Annotated in this window: 18 protein-coding genes; 1 reads left to right on the top strand and 17 read right to left on the bottom strand. The window is 66.3% G+C overall.

The features are described from left to right. Positions 1–224 precede the first annotated feature (224 nt). The 17 genes from G7Y85_RS15730 to leuC all read right to left on the bottom strand — a co-directional run bounded on the left by G7Y85_RS15730 (position 225) and on the right by leuC (position 19,795). Positions 225–1,412 carry an O-succinylhomoserine sulfhydrylase gene (locus G7Y85_RS15730; protein ID WP_166259309.1) on the bottom strand — a complete coding sequence of 396 codons (1,188 nt, stop codon included), beginning with the start codon at positions 1,410–1,412 and terminating at the stop codon, positions 225–227. Between the two features lie 238 nt (positions 1,413–1,650). Further along, on the bottom strand, positions 1,651–3,165 hold the full coding sequence (gene purF, locus G7Y85_RS15725; protein ID WP_166259307.1) for an amidophosphoribosyltransferase: 1,515 nt from the start codon (positions 3,163–3,165) through the stop codon (positions 1,651–1,653). Between the two features lie 160 nt (positions 3,166–3,325). Beyond that, entirely contained in the window at positions 3,326–3,853 is a 528-nt protein-coding gene (locus tag G7Y85_RS15720) for a CvpA family protein (RefSeq protein ID WP_166259304.1), read from the bottom strand. Between the two features lie 150 nt (positions 3,854–4,003). Further along, positions 4,004–4,885, bottom strand: a complete 882-nt coding sequence (locus G7Y85_RS15715; RefSeq protein ID WP_166259301.1) for an SPOR domain-containing protein — start codon at positions 4,883–4,885, stop codon at positions 4,004–4,006. Next, positions 4,878–6,146 (bottom strand): bifunctional tetrahydrofolate synthase/dihydrofolate synthase, encoded by a 1,269-nt coding sequence (gene folC / locus G7Y85_RS15710; RefSeq protein WP_166259298.1) that lies wholly within the window; start codon positions 6,144–6,146, stop codon positions 4,878–4,880. The genes G7Y85_RS15715 and folC overlap by 8 nt, the downstream gene beginning before the upstream one ends. A 16-nt stretch (positions 6,147–6,162) precedes the next feature. Beyond that, positions 6,163–7,059 carry an acetyl-CoA carboxylase, carboxyltransferase subunit beta gene (gene accD / locus G7Y85_RS15705; protein ID WP_166259295.1) on the bottom strand — a complete coding sequence of 299 codons (897 nt, stop codon included), beginning with the start codon at positions 7,057–7,059 and terminating at the stop codon, positions 6,163–6,165. A gap of 42 nt (positions 7,060–7,101) precedes the next feature. After that, positions 7,102–7,929: a tryptophan synthase subunit alpha gene (gene trpA, locus G7Y85_RS15700; RefSeq protein WP_166259292.1), complete on the bottom strand. Its 828-nt coding sequence runs from the start codon at positions 7,927–7,929 to the stop codon at positions 7,102–7,104. A 49-nt stretch (positions 7,930–7,978) separates the two neighbouring features. Further along, a complete protein-coding gene (trpB, locus tag G7Y85_RS15695; RefSeq protein WP_166259289.1) occupies positions 7,979–9,190 on the bottom strand; it encodes a tryptophan synthase subunit beta in 1,212 nt (403 codons plus the stop codon). Further along, positions 9,187–9,819: a phosphoribosylanthranilate isomerase gene (locus tag G7Y85_RS15690; RefSeq protein ID WP_166259286.1), complete on the bottom strand. Its 633-nt coding sequence runs from the start codon at positions 9,817–9,819 to the stop codon at positions 9,187–9,189. The genes trpB and G7Y85_RS15690 overlap by 4 nt, the downstream gene beginning before the upstream one ends. 42 nt (positions 9,820–9,861) lie before the next feature. Beyond that, the gene (gene truA, locus G7Y85_RS15685) at positions 9,862–10,644 is read right to left on the bottom strand and encodes a tRNA pseudouridine(38-40) synthase TruA (protein ID WP_166259283.1); all 783 of its coding nucleotides are present in this window, start codon (positions 10,642–10,644) and stop codon (positions 9,862–9,864) included. An 11-nt stretch (positions 10,645–10,655) separates the two neighbouring features. After that, positions 10,656–13,298: a FimV/HubP family polar landmark protein gene (locus G7Y85_RS15680; protein WP_166259280.1), complete on the bottom strand. Its 2,643-nt coding sequence runs from the start codon at positions 13,296–13,298 to the stop codon at positions 10,656–10,658. A 243-nt stretch (positions 13,299–13,541) separates the two neighbouring features. After that, a complete protein-coding gene (locus G7Y85_RS15675; RefSeq protein WP_166259277.1) occupies positions 13,542–14,567 on the bottom strand; it encodes an aspartate-semialdehyde dehydrogenase in 1,026 nt (341 codons plus the stop codon). An 84-nt stretch (positions 14,568–14,651) separates the two neighbouring features. Next, on the bottom strand, positions 14,652–15,770 hold the full coding sequence (asd, locus tag G7Y85_RS15670) for an aspartate-semialdehyde dehydrogenase (protein ID WP_166259274.1): 1,119 nt from the start codon (positions 15,768–15,770) through the stop codon (positions 14,652–14,654). A gap of 58 nt (positions 15,771–15,828) precedes the next feature. Then, on the bottom strand, positions 15,829–16,911 hold the full coding sequence (leuB, locus tag G7Y85_RS15665) for a 3-isopropylmalate dehydrogenase (RefSeq protein ID WP_166259271.1): 1,083 nt from the start codon (positions 16,909–16,911) through the stop codon (positions 15,829–15,831). Positions 16,912–16,964: 53 nt separating this feature from the next. Then, complete coding sequence (locus G7Y85_RS15660) at positions 16,965–17,735, bottom strand: class I SAM-dependent methyltransferase (protein WP_166259702.1); 771 nt, start codon at positions 17,733–17,735, stop codon at positions 16,965–16,967. Next, positions 17,732–18,373 (bottom strand): 3-isopropylmalate dehydratase small subunit, encoded by a 642-nt coding sequence (leuD, locus tag G7Y85_RS15655; protein ID WP_166259268.1) that lies wholly within the window; start codon positions 18,371–18,373, stop codon positions 17,732–17,734. The genes G7Y85_RS15660 and leuD overlap by 4 nt, the downstream gene beginning before the upstream one ends. Before the next feature lie 18 nt (positions 18,374–18,391). Beyond that, positions 18,392–19,795 (bottom strand): 3-isopropylmalate dehydratase large subunit, encoded by a 1,404-nt coding sequence (leuC, locus tag G7Y85_RS15650; RefSeq protein ID WP_166259265.1) that lies wholly within the window; start codon positions 19,793–19,795, stop codon positions 18,392–18,394. A gap of 127 nt (positions 19,796–19,922) precedes the next feature. Here leuC and G7Y85_RS15645 point away from each other — a divergent pair, with 127 nt between their 5' ends. Continuing rightward, positions 19,923–20,807, top strand: a complete 885-nt coding sequence (locus tag G7Y85_RS15645; protein WP_166259262.1) for a LysR family transcriptional regulator — start codon at positions 19,923–19,925, stop codon at positions 20,805–20,807. Positions 20,808–21,040: the final 233 nt, after the last annotated feature.

Here is a 21,040-nt window from a genome sequence, read left to right as displayed (position 1 = left end):
TGTTAACGCCAATGGTGTCGCTGTGGTGGCGCATGGCAATCCCCAGGAAGCGGCTCGCAACGCCGCATGGCGGCTTGCCAGGCACCACCCTGAAGGGGCCGGGCCGTTTTGCCGCAGCGCGGCGTCTCTCGTCATTCATGTACGTCAAGTACACCTCACTCCTCGTTCCTTGCGCTGCGGCAAAACAACCTCGGCCACAGTGACGCCATCAGCGTTAACAGGCCCTAGAGGTGCAGGCTGCGGGCGAGATCGGCGGTCAGATCCTTCAGATCCTCCAGACCGACGGCAATGCGCAGCAGGCCCTCGTCGATGCCGGCAGCGGCGCGCGCTTCGGCACTGATGCGTGCATGCGTGGTGGTCGCCGGATGCGTGATCGTCGTGCGCGTGTCACCAAGATTGGCGGTGATCGAGATCAGCCGCGTCGCATCGATGACGCGCCAGGCGGCCTCGCGGCCGCCCTCGACTTCGAAGGCCAGCACACCACCGAAGCCCGACTGCTGGCGGCGCGCGAGCTCGTGTTGCGGATGGCTTGCCAGGCCCGGATAGAACACGCGCCTGACGCTGGCCTGTTCGCTCAGCCATTCGGCAAGACCATGCGCATTCTCGCAATGCGCTTTCATCCGCACCGACAGCGTTTCCAGTCCCTTGAGGAACACCCAGGCATTGAACGGACTCAGGCACGGTCCGGCGGTGCGCATGAATCCGAATACGTCCTTGCCGACCCGTTCGGCATCGCCGACGATCGCGCCGCCGATGCAGCGGCCCTGGCCGTCCAGATACTTGGTCGCCGAATGAATGACGAAGTCGGCACCCAGCCTGAGCGGCTGCTGCAGCACGGGCGTCAGGAAGCAGTTGTCGACACACAGCAAGGCGCCATGGCGGTGCGCGATGTCGGCCAGCGCCGCAATGTCGGCAATCTCGACCAGCGGATTGGTCGGTGTCTCGGCAAACAGCAGGCGCGTGTTGGCCTGGATCGCCTGCTCCCAGGCAGCGAGATCGGTCTGATCGACATAGCTGACGCCGATGCCGAACCTGCTCAGCACATTGTTGAACAGACTGATCGTCGACCCGAACAGGCCGCGCGAGCTGACGATGTGATCACCCTGCCTGAGCAGCGACAGGCAAAGCGTCAGCACCGCCGCCATGCCGCTCGCGGTCGCCACGCAACTCGCGCCACCTTCCATCGCCGCCAGACGCTTCTCGAATGCTTCCGTGGTGGGATTGGTGAAGCGTGAATAGATGTAGCCGGGTTCGGCGCCGGAAAACACCGCCGCCGCCTGTGCCGCGCTCTCGAACACATAGCTGGAGGTCAGCGACAAGGCCGCCGAGTGCTCGCGGTTCGCCGTACGGGGTTCCGCCGCGCGCACGCCGAGCGTCGCACTGCCCCACTGCGGATCGAAGAAGTCCTGCATTGCCTTCACTCCTGCGGGCAATGAAAAAGCCCGCCAGCATCGATTCATGCCAAACGGGCTCACGCCCCTGTTTAGCGACATTTATTGGCGTTCCACAAACGCCGCGCCTGCAAGCTGGGAGCAAATCGGCGCCGCGCAAAGGTAAGGCGAAATTGTCCTTTGGGCAAGCGCGCAGCGCACGCGTGAGTCGGTGTCGAGCCTGACGCCGCGACGCGCAGCAGCCGAACCGCACGTGCGCTCAGGCGTTGCGCAGCTCGATGACCGTGGTCTGCGCCTTCTGTCGTGCCGCCTTGGCAGCGTCGGAACGGAACAGTTCGAGCTGGTTGAGATATTCCGTCGTCACGTCCTGCGTGATGTATTCGCCATTGAACACCGAGCAGTCGAAGCGCGTGATGTTCGGATTGCCGGCACGCACGGCGTCGACCAGATCCTCGAGATCCTGATAGATCAGGCGATCGGCACCGAGCATTTTTTCCAGCTCGTCGACGGTGCGGCCGTGTGCGACCAGCTCGCTCGAAGTCGGCATGTCGATGCCGTAGACGTTCGGATAGCGGACCGGCGGTGAAGCTGAGGCGAAATAGACCTTCCGCGCGCCGGCGGCACGCGCCATTTCGACGATTTCCTTCGAGGTTGTGCCGCGCACGATGGAGTCATCGACCAGCAACACGTTCTTGCCACGGAATTCGAGGTCGACCGGATTGAGCTTCTGGCGCACCGATTTCTTGCGCTGGGCCTGGCCGGGCATGATGAAGGTGCGGCCGATGTAGCGGTTCTTGATGAAGCCTTCCCGGTAGTGCACGCCGAGGCGGGCAGCAAGCTCGGCGCCGGCGACGCGCGAGGTATCGGGGATCGGGATGACGACGTCGATGTCGTGTTCCGGCCACTCGCGGAGAATCTTCTCGGCGAGCTTGACGCCCATGCGCAGGCGCGCCTTGTAGACGTAGATGTCGTCGATCACCGAGTCCGGGCGCGCGAGATAGACGTGCTCGAATATGCACGGCGAGTAGATCGGATTGGCGGCGCACTGGCGCTTGTGCAGCTTGCCGTCGAGCGTGATCAGCACGGCTTCGCCGGGTGCGATGTCGTCGACGAACTCGTAACCGAGCGCGTCCAGCGCGACCGATTCCGAGGCGATCAGGTAATCCGGGCCCCTGGCGGTCTCGCGCCGGCCGTAGACGATGGGGCGGATGCCATAGGGATCGCGGAAGCCGACCACGCCGTAGCCGGTGATCATCACCACACAGGCATAGGCACCGCGACAGCGCAGGTGCACACCCGACACCGCCGCGAAGATGTCGTCCGGGGTCAGACGCAGCACACCCCGCTGCAGCAGCTCGTGAGCGAAAACGTTGAGCAGGACTTCCGAATCCGAGTCGGTGTTCAGATGGCGGCGGTCTTCGAGAAACAGCTCCTGCTTGAGCTCTTCGGAATTGGTCAGGTTGCCGTTGTGCGACAGCGCGATGCCGAACGGCGTGTTGGTGTAGAACGGCTGCGCTTCGGCTGACGTCGACGTGCCGGCCGTCGGATAGCGGACATGCGCCACGCCCATGTTGCCGCGCAGCTTGGCCATCTGGTCATCGGCATTGAAAACGTCGCGCACCAGGCCGTTTTCCTTGCGCAGGAACAGACGATGACCCTCGTTGGTGATCATGCCCGCGGCGTCCTGACCACGATGCTGAAGCATCGTCAGGGCATCGAACAGATCCGAATTGACCGCGACGTTTTGGGAAACGATACCGGCGATTCCACACATGACTAGTGTCCTGTCCTGCAAAGATGTTGGCGAAACCGCCGAACGGAAGGGATGCCCGACACCAGGCGCCGACGAAGTCCGGTGCGATGGCGAGCAGAGGAAACGCCGTCGGGTGCTGATGAGCCCGGCGGGGTCATGACACTGTTTGCGCAAGCGAGCACTAGGAATCCGTGGAAGACGTGGTCTGCAGTCTGGCGGGCGCCGCCGAAATGAAATCCAGCCAGCGCTGCGGTATGACGGTTTCGAGTCCGCGCGCCAGACCGACGACATGCGGCACGATCGTCGACTGTCGCCACCACGGGTCCTCGGCGGCGCCGAGCCGACCGGCAACCAGCACGAACAGCGCCAGTCCGATCACCGCGCGCAGCACGCCGACACCGCCACCCAGCGTCCGGTCGGATGCGGAAAAGCTGCTTTCGCGCACGGCCTGGACGGCGATATGGGTGAAGATCGCGCCAAGCAGCAGCACGGCAAAGAACACCAGCCCGCAGGCGACCGCTTCGCGCAGTGCCGGGTCGGCGATATGGGGTTCGAGCAGTTTCGCCGCACGGCCACCGAACAGCGCGGCCAGCGCGAACGCGAAAATCCAGGTCGACAGGCTCAGGACTTCGCGCGTGAAGCCGCGCATCACGCCGACGAGTACGGAGATCAGCGCGAGTGCGGCGATGCAGTAGTCAATCCAGGTCATGCGGCGCGCGGCGTGGAGTGGCCGCGATTCTAGCATCGCCAACCCGTTCACGCCGAAGGCACGTCGGCGCGACGAATTGGCAGCGGATCGCCGGCTGATATCGGGTTTTGCAAACACGGCGCCGTCGCAATGGCGGCGGCGCACGGCAAATCAAGGCGTGACCAGCTGCGATCCCGGATAGCCGAGCGCCTTGATCCGTTCGAACGCCTGCTGTGCGGCGATCTCGCTTGCGTAAGGGCCGGCGCGCACGCGATAGATCGTGCCCTTGCCGTTGTCGATCGGCGCCAGGATGGTCGGTTGGCTGATCGATTGCAGTCTGGTCTGCACCTTGCGCGCGTTGTCGATGTCGGCAAAGCCGCCAACCTGCACGAACCAGTGCGACGTGGCAGCTGCCGGTGCCGGCGTCGTGGCATGCACTTCGGCGGGCTTTGGAGCAACCGCGGCTGACGCGGGCTTGGCTGGTGCTTCCGCCGGTTTGCTCGGCGCGGGCGTGGGCGCAGCGGGCCTGGTGCCCGGCTTCGGCTCCGGCTTCGGCTCCGGCGCCGGCGCCGGCTTCGCCACCGGCGGAGGCTGCGCTTCGCTCGGTTTGTCCGTGCTGGTCGCGGCACTGGCAACCTCGGTCTGCGCCGCAGCGGCGGTCGCCGAATCCGGCTTCAGCGCCGGCTCGAGCGCAAGCTTGACGGGTTTGCGATCGTCGGCTGGAACCGCGTCGGGCGCATCGTCGTCGCCGCTGCTAGCCGGGTCCTGTGCATCGGCAACGTCGTCGTCGCCACTGTCCCCCACGTCACCGCTGGCGGGCGCGGGATCGGCAGCGTCCGCCGGCGCCGGCGCGGCGAGCGTCTGCGGCAAGGCGGTACTCGGCGTCGGCATCGACGGCGATGCGTTGACGACATCGTGCAGCGGAATCGTGACGACATCGACCCCGCCCTGTTGTGCCGACTGTTCAGGTGTCGGCAACAGCGACACGGCCACAAAGGTCGCTGCCAGCAGTACCGCGGCGCCGGCCAGGCGGCGCTTCAACTTGTCATCCATGGGCATCCAGTTCGTTGATGGCAGCCGCGACCGTCAGGAACGAACCGGTCACCGCCACGCTGCCCGCTGCACCCGCGTGCTCGCGGGCACAGCGCAGGGCCGCGCCGATATTGTCGCAGGTCTGCGCCGAGATACCCGCGTCCCGCAGGCGGGTTTGCAATGCCGCTGCCGTCAGGCCGCGCGGGCCCGGCAGACCGATTACCAAGAACCTGTCGACCACCGACACCAGCGCCCGCGCAACCGCCTCGACCGGTTTGTCGGCGAGCATGCCGAGGACCAGCGCACGCCGCGCCGGCGCCTGCGCGCCCAGCAGTTGTGCAAAAACCTCGGCTGCCTCGGCATTGTGGGCAACGTCGAGCAGTACGCCGCGATAACGCTCGCCGCGCCCGCGCAAGGACTGCAGCCTGGGCAGCGCCCGCTCGAAGGCATCGCGACGTACCGGTCGCCGGTGCTGGCCGGCATCGATCGCGGTGAATACGCCGGCGGCATTGCGGTACTGCATCGGTCCGGACAGCCCCGGCGCCGGCAGCTGGGTCCAGTGCTCGGCCTTGCCGATCCAGGTCCAGCGGCCATCATCGCCAATCCCGTAATTGAAATCGCGGCCCAGCTGCAGACGTGGCGCGTCCAGCATGGTCGCCGCGTCGATCACGGACTGTGGTGGCTCGGGATCGGCGACGACCACGGGCCGCCGTGCGCGAAAGATGCCAGCCTTCTCCCGACCGATCGCTTCGCGGCTGTCGCCGAGCCAGTCCTGATGATCGAGACCGACGTTGGTGAGCAGCGCGACATCGGCGTCGATGATGTTGACGGCGTCGAGCCGGCCGCCGAGGCCGACCTCGAGCACCTGCACGTCGACCCGCTGCTTGCGGAACAGCCACAACGCCGCCAGCGTGCCGAACTCGAAATAGGTCAGCAGATCGTCACCGCGCACGGCCTCGATCGCGTCGAACGCCGTACACAAGGCTGCATCGCTGACCGGTCGACCGTCGATCTGCACGCGTTCGTTGTAACGCAGGACATGCGGCGAGGTGTACAAGCCGACGTGATAGCCCGCCGCACGATAGATACCGGCCGCCAGTGTCGCACTCGAGCCCTTGCCGTTGGTGCCGGCGACGGTCAGCGTGTAACGCGAATCGCGCAGGAGATCGAGCCGCGCAGCGACCCGGCGGACACGATCGAGACCCAGCTCGACCGCTTTCGGATTCAGGGACTCCTGGCGCCGCAGCCATGCATCGAGGCTGCCGATAAAGGGATGCGTCACAAAAGCCCGGTCGGACCTACTCGGCGGCGGTGTCGGGAACGTCCGCCTTGACCTCGCCCGGCGCAAAGTGCGTCAGGATCGCGAGCAGGCGGAACAGCTTCTCGCGCATCTCGCGACGGTCGACGATCATGTCGATCGCGCCTTTCTCCAGCAGGAACTCGGCGCGCTGGAAACCCTCCGGCAGCTTCTGGCGCACGGTCTGTTCGATCACGCGCGGGCCGGCGAAGCCGATCAGCGCGCGCGGTTCGGCAATCTGCAGATCACCGAGTTGCGCGAAGCTCGCCGACACGCCGCCCATCGTCGGATGCGTCAGCACGGAAATGAACGGCAGGCCACGCTCGGCCAGCTTGGCCAGCGCAGCAGAGGTCTTCGCCATCTGCATGAGCGAGAACAGCGATTCCTGCATGCGGGCGCCGCCGGTGGCGCTGAAGCAGACATACGGCACGCCATATTCGAGACAGGCATTGACGCCGCGCACGAACTTCTCGCCGACGACGCTGCCCATCGAGCCGCCCATGAAGCTGAACTCGAAGGCCGCAGCCACCAGCGGCATGCCCATCAGGCGCCCACGCATCACGACCAGCGCGTCCTTCTCTTCGGTATCCGCCTGCGCTTCCTTGATGCGGTCGACGTACTTGCGGCTGTCCTTGAACTTCAACGGATCGCGCGGCGACACGTCGGCGCCAATCTCCTCGCGCGGCTCGGCGTCGAGAAAGTGATGGAGGCGCGCACGCGCGGCGATCGGCCGGTGATCACCGCACTTGGGACAGACTTCCAGCGTGCGTTCGAGTTCGGCGCGGTACAGCACCGACTGACAGGTTCCGCACTTGGTCCACAGACCTTCCGGCACATTGCGCTTGCGCGCTCCGCTGGTCAGCAGCTTCGATCCCGCAATCTTGTCGAGCCAGCTCATTGATTCCGTTCTGCCCTAGGCTGAGGTGTCTATGGTAGCCGCTTAGAGATTAGCCGGCTGCGCGGTCAGGCTGTCAAGCGCTTCGCGCAAGGCCGCCAGTCTTTCCTGCAGCACGGCGGGCAGCTCCGCGGGCCGATCCTGCAGGCGTTCGGCCTCGGCGACAAGGGCGCTGCCGACGACGACACCGTCGGCAATCGCGCCGACCGCCTTCGCCGACGCGGGATCGCGAATGCCGAACCCGACAGCCAGTGGCAGTGCGGTATGCCGGCGGATCATCGCCAGCTGCGTTGCGACACTGGCAACATCGAGCGTCGCAGCACCGGTCACGCCTTTCAGCGAGACGTAGTAGAGATAACCGCTGGCCTGCGCGGCGATCGCGGCGATACGGCTGTCCGGGCTGGTCGGCGCGAGCAGGAAGATGCAGTCCAGGCCCTGCGCACGCAGCACCGGCACGTAGCCCTGCGCCTCCTCGACCGCTAGATCGACCAGCAGCACCCCATCGACGCCGACCTGCCGGGCGCGCTCGGCAAAAGCCTGCACGCCGCGCGCTTCGACCGGATTCAGGTAGCCCATCAGCACGACCGGCGTGTCGGCGTCCCGCATCCGGAACTCGGCAACCATGTCGAGGATCTGCCAAAGCCCGGTGCCATGCCGGAGCGCGCGCTCGCAGGCGAGCTGGATGGTCGGCCCATCCGCCATCGGATCGGAAAACGGCACGCCAAGCTCGATCACGTCGGCACCGCCGCGCACCAGTGCATGCATCAATTCGACTGTGATATCCGGATTCGGATCGCCGGCGGTGATATACGGGACCAGCGCCTTGCGGCCCTGCGCTTTCAGCGCATCGAAACGGATCTTGAGACGGCTCATGCTGACTTTGACAGTCCGGACCGGGATGGCCGGCATGGAAACAGGATGTTCATAACGTGATGCCTTCGAGTCTGGCGATCGTGAAGATGTCCTTGTCACCGCGCCCGGACAGATTGACGACCAGGCGCTTGCCTGCGCCCAGCTGCGGCGCGAGTTTCCTTGCGTAGGCAAGCGCGTGCGAGGACTCCAGCGCCGGAATGATGCCCTCGAGGCGCGTCAGTTCGTGAAACGACGCCAGGGCCTCGTCATCGGTGGCGGCCACGTAGGTGACGCGGCCGCTGTCCTTGAGCCACGAGTGCTCGGGTCCGACGCCCGGATAATCGAGCCCGGCGGAAATCGAATGCGTGCCGAGGATCTGGCCGTTGTCGTCGGCCATGATGTAGGTGCGGTTGCCGTGCAGGATGCCCGGCTTGCCGGCCGACAGCGGCGCGGCGTGATCCGGCGTGTCGATGCCGCGACCGGCTGCTTCGACGCCGTACATCGCCACGCCCGCGTGGCCGATGAACGGGTGGAACAGGCCGATCGCGTTCGAGCCGCCGCCGACGCAGGCGACCAGTGCATCGGGCAGCGCGCCGAAACGCTCGGTGCTCTGCGCGATCACTTCGCGGCCGATCACCGACTGGAAGTCGCGCACCAGCAGCGGATAGGGATGCGGGCCGGCGACCGTGCCGATCACGTAGAAGGTGTCGTCGACATTGGTGACCCAGTCGCGCAACGCCTCGTTCATCGCGTCCTTCAGCGTCCTGGTGCCGCTGTGCACCGGCCGCACTTCGGCGCCGAGCAACTTCATGCGATAGACGTTCGGCGACTGGCGCTGCACATCCTCGGCGCCCATGTAGACCACGCACTTCAGCCCGAGCCGCGCGGCGATCGTGGCGCTGGCAACGCCGTGCTGGCCGGCACCGGTCTCGGCAATGATCCGCGTCTTGCCGAGATGCTTGGCCAGCAGAGCCTGGCCGACCGTGTTGTTGACCTTGTGCGCGCCGGTGTGATTGAGATCTTCGCGCTTGAGCCAGACCTCCGCTCCGCCCCATTTCCGCGTCAGGCGCTCGGCGTGGTAAAGCGGCGACGGTCTGCCGACGTAGTCGCGCAGGTCATTGTCGAATTCGCGCAGGAAGGCCGGATCGTCTTTCAGCCGCACGTACGCGTCGAGAAGCTCGCGCAGCGGTTCCATCAGCGTCTCGGCGACAAACTGGCCGCCGTACGGACCGAAATGGCCCTTGCGATCGGGGTAGTCGTAACTCATCGTTGTCGTGCTCATTTCAGTTTCTGGTCGGCGCGACGGACGGCCGCGACGAAAGCGCGCATCTTGTCGGCGTCCTTGACGCCGGGCCTGGCCTCGATACCGCTCGAGACGTCCACGGCGAACGGCCGCAGTGCCTTGATGCCGTTGCCGACATTGCCGGCCGTCAGGCCGCCGGCCAGCCACAAGGGTCTGGCCACTTTCGGCAAGGGCGTCCAGGCGAAGGTCTCGCCGCGACCGCCCATGCCGCCCGGCACGTGACTGTCGAGCAGCAGCGCGGACGCACTGGCGTAACGCCGCGCCTCGGCACGCAGCGACAGCCGGCCGCCCATTGCCAGTGCCTTGACATACGGGGTGTTGAAGCTCGCACAGAACGCGGCGTCTTCATTGCCGTGAAACTGCAGCAGGTCGGGGCGCACGGCGTCGATCGCCTCCTGCACGAAGCCCGCGTCGGCATCCTTGAACAGCACGACGCTGCCGACCAGCGGCGGCAGGCCGGCGCGCAGCTTCGCCGCTGTGTCGAGCGTGACGTGGCGCGGGCTGCCGGGGACCAGAATCAGGCCGATCGCATCGACGCCCAGCGCCACGGCAGTGGCGACGTCGCCGGGGCGACGCAGACCACAGAACTTGATGCGGGTGCGGAACAAAGCGGCTCGATCGTTCGGGCTCGCAGCGGAAAAGATGTCCCGTCAGGCGGGAAACCAGGGCTGCGGCGGTTTCGGGAGCGCGAATTCTGCCGGATATTGCGGCCCCACGAAATAGAGACCGCCAGCCGGCGCCGTGATTCCGGCCTCGCGACGATCCCGGCCGGCCAGTACCGCCGCCACCCATTCGACCGGTCGACGGCCCTGCCCGACTTCGGCAAGCGTGCCGACGATATTGCGCACCATGTGGTGCAGGAACGCATTGCCGACCACGTCGACGACGATGAAGTCGCGCACACGCCGCACCTCGACACGACGCAGCTCGCGCACCGGACTCGGCGCCTGGCACTGCGAATCGCGAAACGCGCTGAAATCGTGTTCGCCGATCAGCGCCCGCGCGGCGAGCTGCATCGCGTCGGCATCGAGCGGCCGCGGCCACCAGCTCGCGCGGTTCAGCATCAGCGCACTGCGCGCACGCTGGTTGTGGATGACGTAGCGATAGCTGCGTTCGATCGCGCCGTAGCGCGCATGAAAGGTCAGCGGCACTGCCTGCGCCCAGCGCAGGCTGAGATCGCCCGGAAGATTGGAATTGGTGCCGAGCAGCCAGGCGTAGTCACTGCGCTCGGCATCGGTGTCGAAGTGCACGACCTGTTGCAAGGCATGCACGCCGGCATCGGTGCGGCCGGCGGCAGTCGTGAATACCGGATGGTCGGCAACGCGTGCGAGCGCGCGCTCCAGTTCGGCCTGCAGCGTCTGCCGGCCACTCAGGGCCTGCCAGCCGCTGTAGCCGGTGCCGATGTACTCGACGCCGGCCGCGTAACGCGTCACAGCCTCACGCGTCAGGCAAGCCGCTCGACCAGCGCCCGCGCATCCTGCTTCTGCTGCGCGTTGCCTTGCGTCAGCACTTCATCGAGCAGGCTGCGTGCCATTTCGTGATCACCCATTTCGACATAGGCACGGGCCAGATCGAGCTTGGTCGAGGCTTCGTCGCCGGCGATGTCGGCGGCGTCGGTCGAAACCGTGTCGAAGTCGAACTCCTCGATCGTCGCCTCGGCCGAAGGCGCTGCGGCGCTCGGTGCCGGCTTCTGCGGTGTCGCCGGGCTGGCATCGAAATCGCCGAGATCGAAATCCAGCGACGACGACGCCTCATGCTCGCCCGCCACCTTCGCCGCCGGCGTGCCGGCAGCCGTTTCCGCTGGCATGTCGAAACCGCCGAGATCGAATTCCAGCGCATTGTCGTCGGCGACGGTTGCTGAAGGCGCAGCAGCAGGCACTTCGCCCTTGCCCAGATCAAGCGACGGCAACTCCAGATCGTCGAGCTTGAAATCGAGACCGTTGTCGGCCGTCATCGCCATTGCCGGCGCGGCGGCTTCCGGCGCTTTCGCCGGCTCGGCATCGAAGCTGAAGTCGAGCGCCATGTCGTCTGCCGGGGCAGTGGCATGCGAGTCAAAGCCCGGATCGAGATCGGTACTCAGCGAGCCTTGCGGCGCGTCCTTGAACAGTGTCGATTCCGGATCGAGCTGCTGCCCCATGATCGCCAGCTTCTGCCACTCGGCGCCCGCCAGCTTCGGCTTCAGGGCAGCGGCGGTCTGCTCGAATTCGCTGGTCTTGCCGGCTGCGAAATAGGTTTCCGCGAGCTTGATGCCGATATCCGTTCGTGACGGATCCTTCTCGGCGGCCTGACGCAGCAGCAAGGCCGCTTCGTCGTAAAGGCCATAGGCGAGATGGAAATCGGCTTCGGACACCGGATCGTTGGCATCGAGATCGATCTGCACGGTCTGCGTCGCGAACTGGCCGGTCAGATCGAAATCGACCGGAGGCAATTCGGCCGCCACCGCCTGGGTTTGCTCGGCTTCGTCGGCGCTCAGCTGCTGGGTCTGCAATTGCTGCGTCGGGATGTCGTCGCGCGTCGCTTCGGACAGACTCGCCTGCAGGCGATCGAGTTCTTCCTGTGGTGTGAGCTTTTGGGTCGAGGCAGCAGCAGCGGCAGCGGCCGCCTTGGCTGCGGGTGCCGCCGGCGCCACCGGAGTCGGCGTCGACAGCGGCATGCGCTTCGGCGTCGCGGCCGGCGCCGGCGCGGGTGGCGCACGGCGAGCGCGCCAGCGCGAGAACAGATAGGCGATGACGAACAGGATCAGCAGACCCACGATCAGCGGAATCAGCAAGGTCTCCAGCAGACCACCGTCGGCAGGCCGCTTCTTCGGGGCCGGCGGGGGGGCGGCAGCTGGCGCTTCCTCGACCGGCGTCGGCGCCGCCGTCTCGCCGCCATCGGCAGCCTGAGCAGCCGGCGCAGCGGTGGCCACCGCCGCATTGGAGTCGGCATTCGGTTCAGAACTTGCCGGCTCCGATGCGGCCGTGGGTTCGGCCGGCGTTGCAGCGCTCCCGACCTCGCTCGTGGATGACGTCGAGGCGGCGGCCTCGCTCGCCGATGCCGGCGCTGCAGCCGCTGGCGACGGCGTGACAGCAGCGCCCGCGTCTGCCTTCTTGCCCGAGCTTGAATTGATCGTCGAGGCCGGCGGCGGCGGTGGCGGCGTGATCCGGGTCGGCTCGATCACCGGCTTCTGCCGGTGCGGCGCGCTGCTGGTCGCCGCAGTCTGCGGCAGGCCACGCAGGCGTGCGATTTCACGATGCGCGTCGACGGCATTCAGCGCGCGCATGTCATCGACCGTCGGAATGCGCAGCATGGCGCCACGATTCAGCCCGTTGATCCCGCCGTCGAAAGCGCGTGGATTGCTGTTGTAAAGCGCAAGCAGCGCCTGATCCATGCTGACGTCGCTGCTGCCGCGCACGCGAGTCGCGATGCTCCACAGGGTTTCGGCGGGTTTGACCGGCCCATACAGTTCACCGTTGGTCGGCGCGACTGCGCTGCCATCGGCTGCCGGTGCTGCCGTTGTCGCCGGGCTGGCGGCGGCGGCCGGTTTGGTGGATTTGGCCGCCGGCTTGACCGGCTCCGAACGCGGCGCAAGCGGTCGCTCGTCCGGTGGCGGCACCGGATGCTGCACTTCTTCGAATACCGGCTGACCGCTGTCGGCCGCCTGGCCGATGGCAACCGGCGCGGGTGTCGGTTGCGGTGCCGCCGGCGCAGCCTTCGCAAGGCCCGGCGGATCGAGCAGCACGGTGTACTGGCGCAGGATGCGATTGCCGCCACCGTGCACCTCCAGCAGCATCTGCACGAACGGTTCGCGCTCGATCTTGTCGCTGCTCACCTCGATGCGCGGCGCACCGTCGGTGTTGATCGAGAATTGCAGGCTCGACAGGTAGTCGGCACGGTCAAGGCCGGCGCTGGCGAAATCTTCGGCGCTGGCCAGACCGACGCGCAGATCGGCAGCCGCGTCGGCACTGACCGAGGTCAGCGGGATCACGGCATCGAAACGTTCATTGAGATGCGAGCGGACCTGGATTTCTCCGAGTCCGAGCGCGCTTGCCGACGACAGCCACAGGCCAGCGGCCACAGCCGCTACAGACGAAACGATGCGCTTCATAGCCCTCCAAGCCCCCTTGGACTCCCGCCAGCCGCAGTCAATGATCTCATGCTACAGCTTAAATTGAGCGTATAAGCCCTTTTATACACGATCATTTATCAAAACGGCCACTGTCCGACGAAAATCCCGGGATCGGCGATGCTCGGCAACCGCGCCGGCAGTCGCCGACGGGCCGGCCGTGAAGCCCTGATTTGGCTGCGCGACGCGACTTGGATGATCGACCATCGCGCCATGGTGCCGCGCTCAGTCCAGATAGTCACGAACCAGAATTTCGGCGCTGGCAATGGCGTTCAGCGCGCTGCAGCGCCGAATATTGTCGGCGGTCAGCCACAGCGCCAGCGCATGTGGATCGTCGCGCGCCGCGCGCAGGCGACCGACCCCGAGTTGCGGATTCATCGACGCGTCGGTGACCGGCGTCAGCCCGTCGTCGGCGAGCCGCGAGCCTTGCAGCGACAGACCCGGCACCGCAGCCAGCGCATCGATCGCCTGCTCCAGCGATACCGCGCCGGCAAAGCGCAGATGCACCGACAGTGCATGCCCGTAGAACACGGGCACCGGCACCAGACTGGCCTGCACCCTCAGCTTCGGCAAACCCAGCAGGACCGGCAGTTCGTCGCCGATCCGGCGCTCGCGCTCGGTGCTCCCGTCCAGGCCGGCGTCGGCATCCTGACCGAGCACGTTGAATGCGATCTGTTTCGGAAAATGGCGTCGCTCGTAGAACCGTGCATTGAGCAGCGCCGTCGTCTCGCGGGCCAGGTCCTCGAGCGCCGCTCGGCCGCCATCGGACGCCGCCAGCAAGGCGGTCAGACTGACGCTTTCCAGCCCGAACAGTTGGTGCAGGGCCGACAGCACGGGCGCCAGCGCGACGTTGACGCGATCCGGCGCGGCGACGATACCGCGCTCCGAGTAGCGCGCGAGCGCCGCGGCGTTGACTTCGGGTACGACGACGGGAATCGCCGAATCGCGCCATTGCTGGCCGCTGGCATCGACGACGATGACACCGGCGTCGGCCGCGCGTTCGGCCTGCACCGTCAGCTCGGGATCGGCATCGGCAAGAAATGCCAGCTGCACCTGTGAAAAGTCGAAGCTGCGTGCATCGTCGAGCAGGATCGGGCGCCCGGCGAAGCTGACATCGGCTTCCGAATCCGGATCGAGCACCAGCGCCGATGTCTCGGCAACCGGAAAGCCGCGCTCGGTCATCAGCTCCATCAGGGCTTCGGCAACCGGGCTGTCGGCACCGATGATCGCGATTTCAAACCGCTTCGACATGCAGGCTCCAAATGAAAAACCCGTCCGTGCAGGGCCCGGACGGGTTGTCGGGTCGCCATTCTAGCGGCGCCCACTGCCGATCGCTCAGGCTTCGAGCAGGATGCGCAACATTCTCCGCAGCGGCTCGGCCGCACCCCACAGCAACTGGTCACCGATCACGAATGCGGAGACATATTCGGGGCCGAGATTGAGCTTGCGCACGCGTCCGACGCCGATCTGCAAACCGCCGGTGATCGCGGCGGGCGTCAGTTCCTTCACGGTGATCGCACGGTCGTTCGGCACCCACTTGACCCAATCGTTGCCGCCGCGGATCAAGGTCTCGATCTCGCCGAGCGGCAGATCACGCTTGAGCTTGATCGTCAGCGCGAGGCTGTGGCAGCGCATGGCGCCGATGCGCACGCAAAGACCGTCGACCGGCACCACGGATTCCGGCGCCGCGTTGCCGAGCATCTTGTTGACTTCCGCCTGCCCCTTCCACTCTTCCTTGGACTGGCCGTTGTCGAGCTGTGCGTCGATCCACGGGATCAGGCCGCCCGCCAGCGGCGCGCCGAAAAATTCGGTCGGCACGTCTTCGCGAATGCTCGCCGCAACCTTGCGGTCGATCTCGAGGATCGCCGACGCCGGCGTCGCCAGCTCATCGGCGACAGCCGCGTGGACGACGCCCATGCCCTTCAGCAGTTCGCGCATGTGATTGGCACCGCCGCCGGAGGCCGCCTGATAGGTCATCGAACTGACCCAGTCGACCAGACCGGCACGGAACAGGCCGCCGACGCCCATCAGCAGGATGGAGTTGGTGCAGTTGCCGCCGATGTAATTCCTGACGCCCCGCGCCAGCGCCGCATCGATGACGTGGCGATTGACCGGATCGAGGATGATGACGGCGTCGTCCTTCATGCGCAGGCTGCTCGCCGCGTCGATCCAGTAGCCGTTCCAGCCGCTGTCGCGCAGCTTCGGGAAGACGGCATTCGTGTAATCGCCGCCCTGGCAGCTGATGATCACGTCCATCGCCCGCAGGGCCTCGATGCTGTTCGCATCCTTGAGCGCCGGCGTCGGCTTGCCGTCGATGACCGGACCCGCGCCGCCGGCGCTGGACGTGCTGTAGAAATGCGACTCGATCAGCGCGAAGTCACGCTCTTCCTGCATGCGCTGCATGAGCACCGAACCGACCATGCCGCGCCAGCCGACGAAACCAACCTTCTTCATTTCATTCTCTCGATGTACGGATGCGCAGATACGGCTGGCGCCGTATCCGCCGACTTGTTTACTTGCGCCGCAGGGCTGCGACGATCGCGTCGCCCATCTCCCGCGTGCCGATCACCGCCTCACCCGCTGCGGCGATGTCACCGGTGCGCTTGCCGTCGCGGATCACCTGCTTGACGGCGGCGTCGATGCGCTCGGCGATATCGCCGCGGTCGAACGTGTACTTGAACATCATGCCGACCGACAGGATCGTCGCGATCGGATTGGCCCTGCCCTGCCCGGCGATGTCCGGCGCGCTGCCGTGGATCGGTTCGTACATGCCCTTGTTGTGAACATCGAGCGACGCCGACGGCAGCAGGCCGATCGACCCGCACAGCATCGACGCCTCGTCGGACAGGATGTCGCCGAAGATGTTGCCGGTAACGATGACGTCGAACTGCTTGGGGCGGCGCACAAGCTGCATCGCCGCGTTGTCGACGTACATGTGCGTCAGCTCGACATCCGGATAGTCCCTGGCGACCTGGATGACGACTTCGCGCCACAGCCGCGAGGTTTCGAGAACATTCTCCTTGTCGACCGAGCAGACCCGCTTGCTGCGCTTGCGCGCGGCCTCGAACGCGACGCGGGCGATGCGTTCGATCTCCGGCGCGCTGTAGTGCATGGTGTCGAAGCCTTCGGCGTGGCCGTCGGCCGTCGTGCGCCGGCCGCGCGGCTGACCGAAGTAGATGTCACCGGTCAGCTCGCGCAGGATGAGGATGTCGAGCCCTTCGATGACCTCGCGCTTCAGCGACGAGGCACCGGCGAGTTCGTCGAATGCCAGCGCCGGCCGCAGGTTCGCGAACAGGCCGAGATCCTTGCGGATGCCGAGCAGGCCGCGCTCCGGGCGCACCTCGCGAGGCAGCTCGTCGTACTTCGGGCCACCGACGGCACCGAGCAGGATGGCATCGGCCGCACGGGCCGCCTTCTGCGTCGATTCCGGATACGGATGGCCTTCGGCATCGTACGCGGCACCGCCGAGATGGCCGAAGCTCCACTCGATCGCCTCGCCTTCGTCGCGCAGCAGCTCCAGCACCTTGACCGCTTCGGCCATGATTTCCGGGCCGATGTAGTCGCCGGGCAGGATCAGGATTTTCTTGTTGCTCATTCGTTTTCTTCTTCGAGTGTTGGGTGCGCTTTCCGGCTTCGCAAAGCCATGGGCTACTGGCGCGGCGTCTTCAGCGCGACAAAGCGCAGCCGCACGTAATCGGCCGTCCACTGCCCGGCCTGGTTGGCAAGCCGCGTGTGCAGCGCATCCTGCACTTCGGCAATGACGGCATCGCGCTCGGCTTCCGGCACGATCGCCAGGAATGCCTGTGCGAACGTGCGCAGCCAGCCGCCGATGTCGCCCGGCAGCAGCGTCGGTCGTGCAAAGCTCTCGATCGCGGTGACCGTGAAGCCGGCCGCTTCGAGGCGGCGGCGATAGTCGGCCAGCGTCGGGAAGAACCACGGATCGGCAGCCGCGGCGTCATGACCGCGCGCGGCGAGCACCTCATGCAGCGCACCGCGGATCGCAGCGACATTGCCGGCGCCGCCCATCTCCGCGACGAAGCGACCACCGGCTTTCAGCGCGCGCGCAACACCGGCGAGCACGGCATCCGGATCACGCTTCATCCAGTGCAGCGCGGCATTCGAGAACACCGCATCGAACCCGGCGTCGAAGCCCAGCTGCTGACCGTCGATCACGCGCGCATCGACACCCCGCGCGCGCGCCGCGGCGACCAGCTCGGGACTGGCGTCGGCACCGACGACCTGCGCGCCCTGTTCGATCAACTTCTCGGTCAGCGCACCATCGCCGCAGCCGAGATCGAGAATCCGCTCACCGGCCTGCGGCGCCAGCCAGCCGACGAGATCGACCGCCAGATCGGCGACAAAGCGGCCGTTGCGCGCGTACGCGTCGGCATCCCAGGTCTGTCCGGCCGCGGCGCTCATGACGCGAACAGCCACGGCGCCTGCTGCGCACGGCGTGCCTCGTAGGCGCGGATGGCATCGGCGTTCTTCAGCGTCAGGCCGATCTCATCGAGCCCCTCGACGAGATTGCGCTTGCGTACCGGGTCGATCTCGAACGCAAAGGCATTGCCGCACGGCAGCTTCACCTGCTGCGCCGGCAGATCGATGGTGAACGCTGCGTCCGGGTTCTTCGCCACACCCTCGAAGATCGCCTGCACTTCCTCGGGCTTCAGCACGACCGGCAGCACGCCGTTCTTGAAGCAGTTGGAGAAGAAGATGTCGGCAAAGCTCGGTGCGATGACGGCGCGGAAGCCGTAGTCGTCGAGCGCCCACACCGCGTGCTCGCGCGATGAGCCGCAGCCGAAGTTGTCGCGCGCGATCAGGATCTGCGCGCCCTGATGCGCAGGCTGGTTGAGCACGAAGTCCGGATTGACGCGGCGCGTCGCCGGATCGATCTCCAGATCGCCCGGATCGCGGTAACGCCAGTCATCGAACAGGAACGGACCGAAACCGGTGCGGCGGATCGACTTCAGATACTGCTTGGGAATGATCGCGTCGGTATCGACGTTGGGGCGATCCAGCGGCGCGATGCGGCTGGTGACGACGGTGAAAGCTTGCATGTTCGGTTCTCCTGTCGCCTACAGCGCACGCACGTCGACGAAGTGACCGGCAATGCCCGCTGCGGCCGCCATCGCCGGCGATACCAGATGCGTACGCCCGCCGGCACCCTGCCGGCCTTCGAAGTTGCGGTTGGACGTCGACGCGCAGCGCTCGCCCGGTTCCAGGCGGTCGGCGTTCATCGCCAGGCACATCGAGCAGCCCGGCTCGCGCCATTCGAAGCCGGCGTCGAGAAAGACCTGGTGCAGACCCTCGGCCTCGGCCTGTTCCTTGACCAGACCCGAGCCCGGCACGACCATCGCCAACTTCACGCTCGCCGCCTTCTTGCGTCCCTTGACGACCGCCGCGGCGGCACGGATGTCCTCGATGCGCGAATTCGTGCACGAGCCGATGAAGACCTTGTCGATCGCGATCTGCTCGATCGGCGTGCCGGCCTGCAGCGCCATGTAGGCGAGCGCCTTTTCCATGCCGCTGCGCTTGACCGGATCGGCCTCGGCGGCCGGGTCCGGCACGTTTGCGCCGACCGGCAGCACCATTTCCGGCGACGTGCCCCAGCTGACCTGCGGCTGGATGCTCGCCGCGTCGATCTCGACGGTCTTGTCGAAGCTGGCGCCCGGATCGGATTTCAGCGTGCGCCAGTATGCGACCGCCGCGTCCCAGTGCTCGGCTCGCGGCGCGAACGGCCGGCCGCGCACGTATTCGATGGTCTTGTCGTCGACCGCGACCAGACCGGCGCGCGCGCCGCCCTCGATCGCCATGTTGCACAGGGTCATGCGACCCTCGATCGACAGGTCCTCGATCGCCTCGCCGGCGTATTCGATGACGTGGCCGGTGCCGCCGGCCGTGCCGATGCGGCCGATGATCGCCAGCGTGATGTCCTTGGCGGTGACGCCGGGGCCGACGTGGCCGTTGACGCGCACCCGCATGGTCTTCGCCTTCTTCAGCACCAGCGTCTGCGTCGCCAGCGCGTGTTCGACTTCGGAGGTGCCGATGCCGAACGCCAGCGCGCCGAACGCGCCGTGCGTCGAGGTATGCGAATCGCCGCAGACCACCGTCATGCCGGGCAAGGTCGCGCCCTGCTCGGGGCCGATGACGTGGACGATGCCCTGGCGGCGGTCCATCAGCTCGAACTTGGTGATGCCGAATTCGGCGCAGTTGGCGTCCAGCGCGTCGAGCTGCGCACGCGAGATCGGGTCCTTGATGCCCTTGGCGCGATCGACGGTCGGCACGTTGTGATCCGGCACGGCCAGGTTCGCCGCCAGACGCCAGGGCTTGCGGTCGTTGAGGCGCAGACCGTCGAAAGCCTGCGGGCTGGTCACTTCGTGAACCAGATGACGATCGATGTAGATGAGGGCGGAACCGCCGCCGAAGTCTTCGACGACGTGGTCATCCCAGATTTTGTCGTACAGCGTGCGGGCGCTCATCAGCTCTCTCCTGCGCAAGGCGTCTTCGATGCGCGGCGATTCTAGGCGGGCGTTACTGATAACTCCAATGAATCGTTTTTATGTAATTCATTCCAATATAGAATGATCAAAACTTCGGGATCGATCGATGGACACGCAGGCACTGAGCGCATTTATCGAAATCGCCGACAGTGGTTCGTTCACGCAGGCAGGACTCGCGCTGCATCTGTCGCAACCGGCGATCAGCAAGCGCATCACGATGCTTGAACAGCAGATCGGCCAGTCGCTGTTCGATCGCATCGGTCGCCGCGTGCGGCTGACTGATGCCGGCCGCACACTGCTGCCATATGCCCGCAAGGCCTTGCAGGACATCGAGGACGGCCGCCGCGCGCTCTCGCAATTGCACGACCAGGTCGCCGGCCGCCTGTCGATCGGCACCAGCCATCACATCGGCCTGCACCGGTTGCCGCCCGTGTTGCGCAGCTTCACGCAGCGCTATCCCGAGGTCGACCTCGACATCCACTTCATGGATTCGGAAGTCGCCTGCGAAGGCGTGCTCGCCGGCAAGCTCGAACTCGGCATCGTCACCTTGCCAACTCAACCGCTTGCGCAACTGACGATGCAGACGATCTGGCCGGACCCGCTCAGTGTGGTCGTCGCACCGAATCATCCGCTGCTTGGCAAGCGCCGCCTGCGCCTGCACGACCTCGCCGATCACCCGGCGGTGTTTCCCGACGAGAACACCTACACGCGACGGATCGTCACGCAGGCGCTACAGCAACATGATCTGACACCCCGCATCCGGCTCGCGACCAATTACCTGGAAACCCTGAAGATGCTGGTTGGCATCGGCCTGGGCTGGAGCGTGCTGCCGGATTCGATGATCGACGAATCGATTCGTCGCCTGCGGGTTCCCGAACTGGCGATGCATCGCGATCTCGGCTGCGTCTGGCATCAGAACCGCGCGGCGTCGGCCGCAGCGCGGGCACTGCGCGAAGAGCTCGGCCAGGCGTCGATCGCCGGCAGCCGCTGAGTTCTGACCCTGGTCGACAAACCGACAACGGCGCAGGGCTCCGTCGTGCAGGCACAGATTTTCAGTCCACTGCAGGAACCGCGGCAGTGCTTCGGCACCGCCACGGTTCCCGTCACGCAAAAGCTCGGCGTCGTCGCCCGGATTCCCGACCGCATCGCGGTCATACCGGATGGCCGCGTCGTCGAGACCGGCGGCCTCGATGAGGTGGTCTACGACACCCGGCACCCGGATAT

The sequence above is a fragment of the Solimonas terrae genome, from assembly GCF_011067135.1.
GTDB lineage: Bacteria > Pseudomonadota > Gammaproteobacteria > Nevskiales > Nevskiaceae > Solimonas > Solimonas terrae.
Note: the sequence above shows the minus strand (reverse complement) of the source record. Positions and strands in the feature narration are given on the sequence as shown.

Excerpts from the sequence above, each read along its gene's own strand:
- G7Y85_RS15660 (WP_166259702.1), bottom strand. The coding sequence starts at position 17,735 with ATGAGCGCCGCGGCCGGACAGACCTGGGATGCCGACGCGTACGCGCGC.
- leuC (WP_166259265.1), bottom strand. The coding sequence starts at position 19,795 with ATGAGCGCCCGCACGCTGTACGACAAAATCTGGGATGACCACGTCGTC.
- G7Y85_RS15720 (WP_166259304.1), bottom strand. The coding sequence starts at position 3,853 with ATGACCTGGATTGACTACTGCATCGCCGCACTCGCGCTGATCTCCGTA.
- trpB (WP_166259289.1), bottom strand. The coding sequence starts at position 9,190 with ATGAGCACGACAACGATGAGTTACGACTACCCCGATCGCAAGGGCCAT.
- G7Y85_RS15675 (WP_166259277.1), bottom strand. The coding sequence starts at position 14,567 with ATGTCGAAGCGGTTTGAAATCGCGATCATCGGTGCCGACAGCCCGGTT.
- accD (WP_166259295.1), bottom strand. The coding sequence starts at position 7,059 with ATGAGCTGGCTCGACAAGATTGCGGGATCGAAGCTGCTGACCAGCGGA.
- purF (WP_166259307.1), bottom strand. The coding sequence starts at position 3,165 with ATGTGTGGAATCGCCGGTATCGTTTCCCAAAACGTCGCGGTCAATTCG.
- G7Y85_RS15730 (WP_166259309.1), bottom strand. The coding sequence starts at position 1,412 with ATGCAGGACTTCTTCGATCCGCAGTGGGGCAGTGCGACGCTCGGCGTG.
- leuB (WP_166259271.1), bottom strand. The coding sequence starts at position 16,911 with ATGAGCAACAAGAAAATCCTGATCCTGCCCGGCGACTACATCGGCCCG.
- leuD (WP_166259268.1), bottom strand. The coding sequence starts at position 18,373 with ATGCAAGCTTTCACCGTCGTCACCAGCCGCATCGCGCCGCTGGATCGC.
- trpA (WP_166259292.1), bottom strand. The coding sequence starts at position 7,929 with ATGAGCCGTCTCAAGATCCGTTTCGATGCGCTGAAAGCGCAGGGCCGC.
- asd (WP_166259274.1), bottom strand. The coding sequence starts at position 15,770 with ATGAAGAAGGTTGGTTTCGTCGGCTGGCGCGGCATGGTCGGTTCGGTG.
- G7Y85_RS15645 (WP_166259262.1), top strand. The coding sequence starts at position 19,923 with ATGGACACGCAGGCACTGAGCGCATTTATCGAAATCGCCGACAGTGGT.
- G7Y85_RS15680 (WP_166259280.1), bottom strand. The coding sequence starts at position 13,298 with ATGAAGCGCATCGTTTCGTCTGTAGCGGCTGTGGCCGCTGGCCTGTGG.
- G7Y85_RS15715 (WP_166259301.1), bottom strand. The coding sequence starts at position 4,885 with ATGGATGACAAGTTGAAGCGCCGCCTGGCCGGCGCCGCGGTACTGCTG.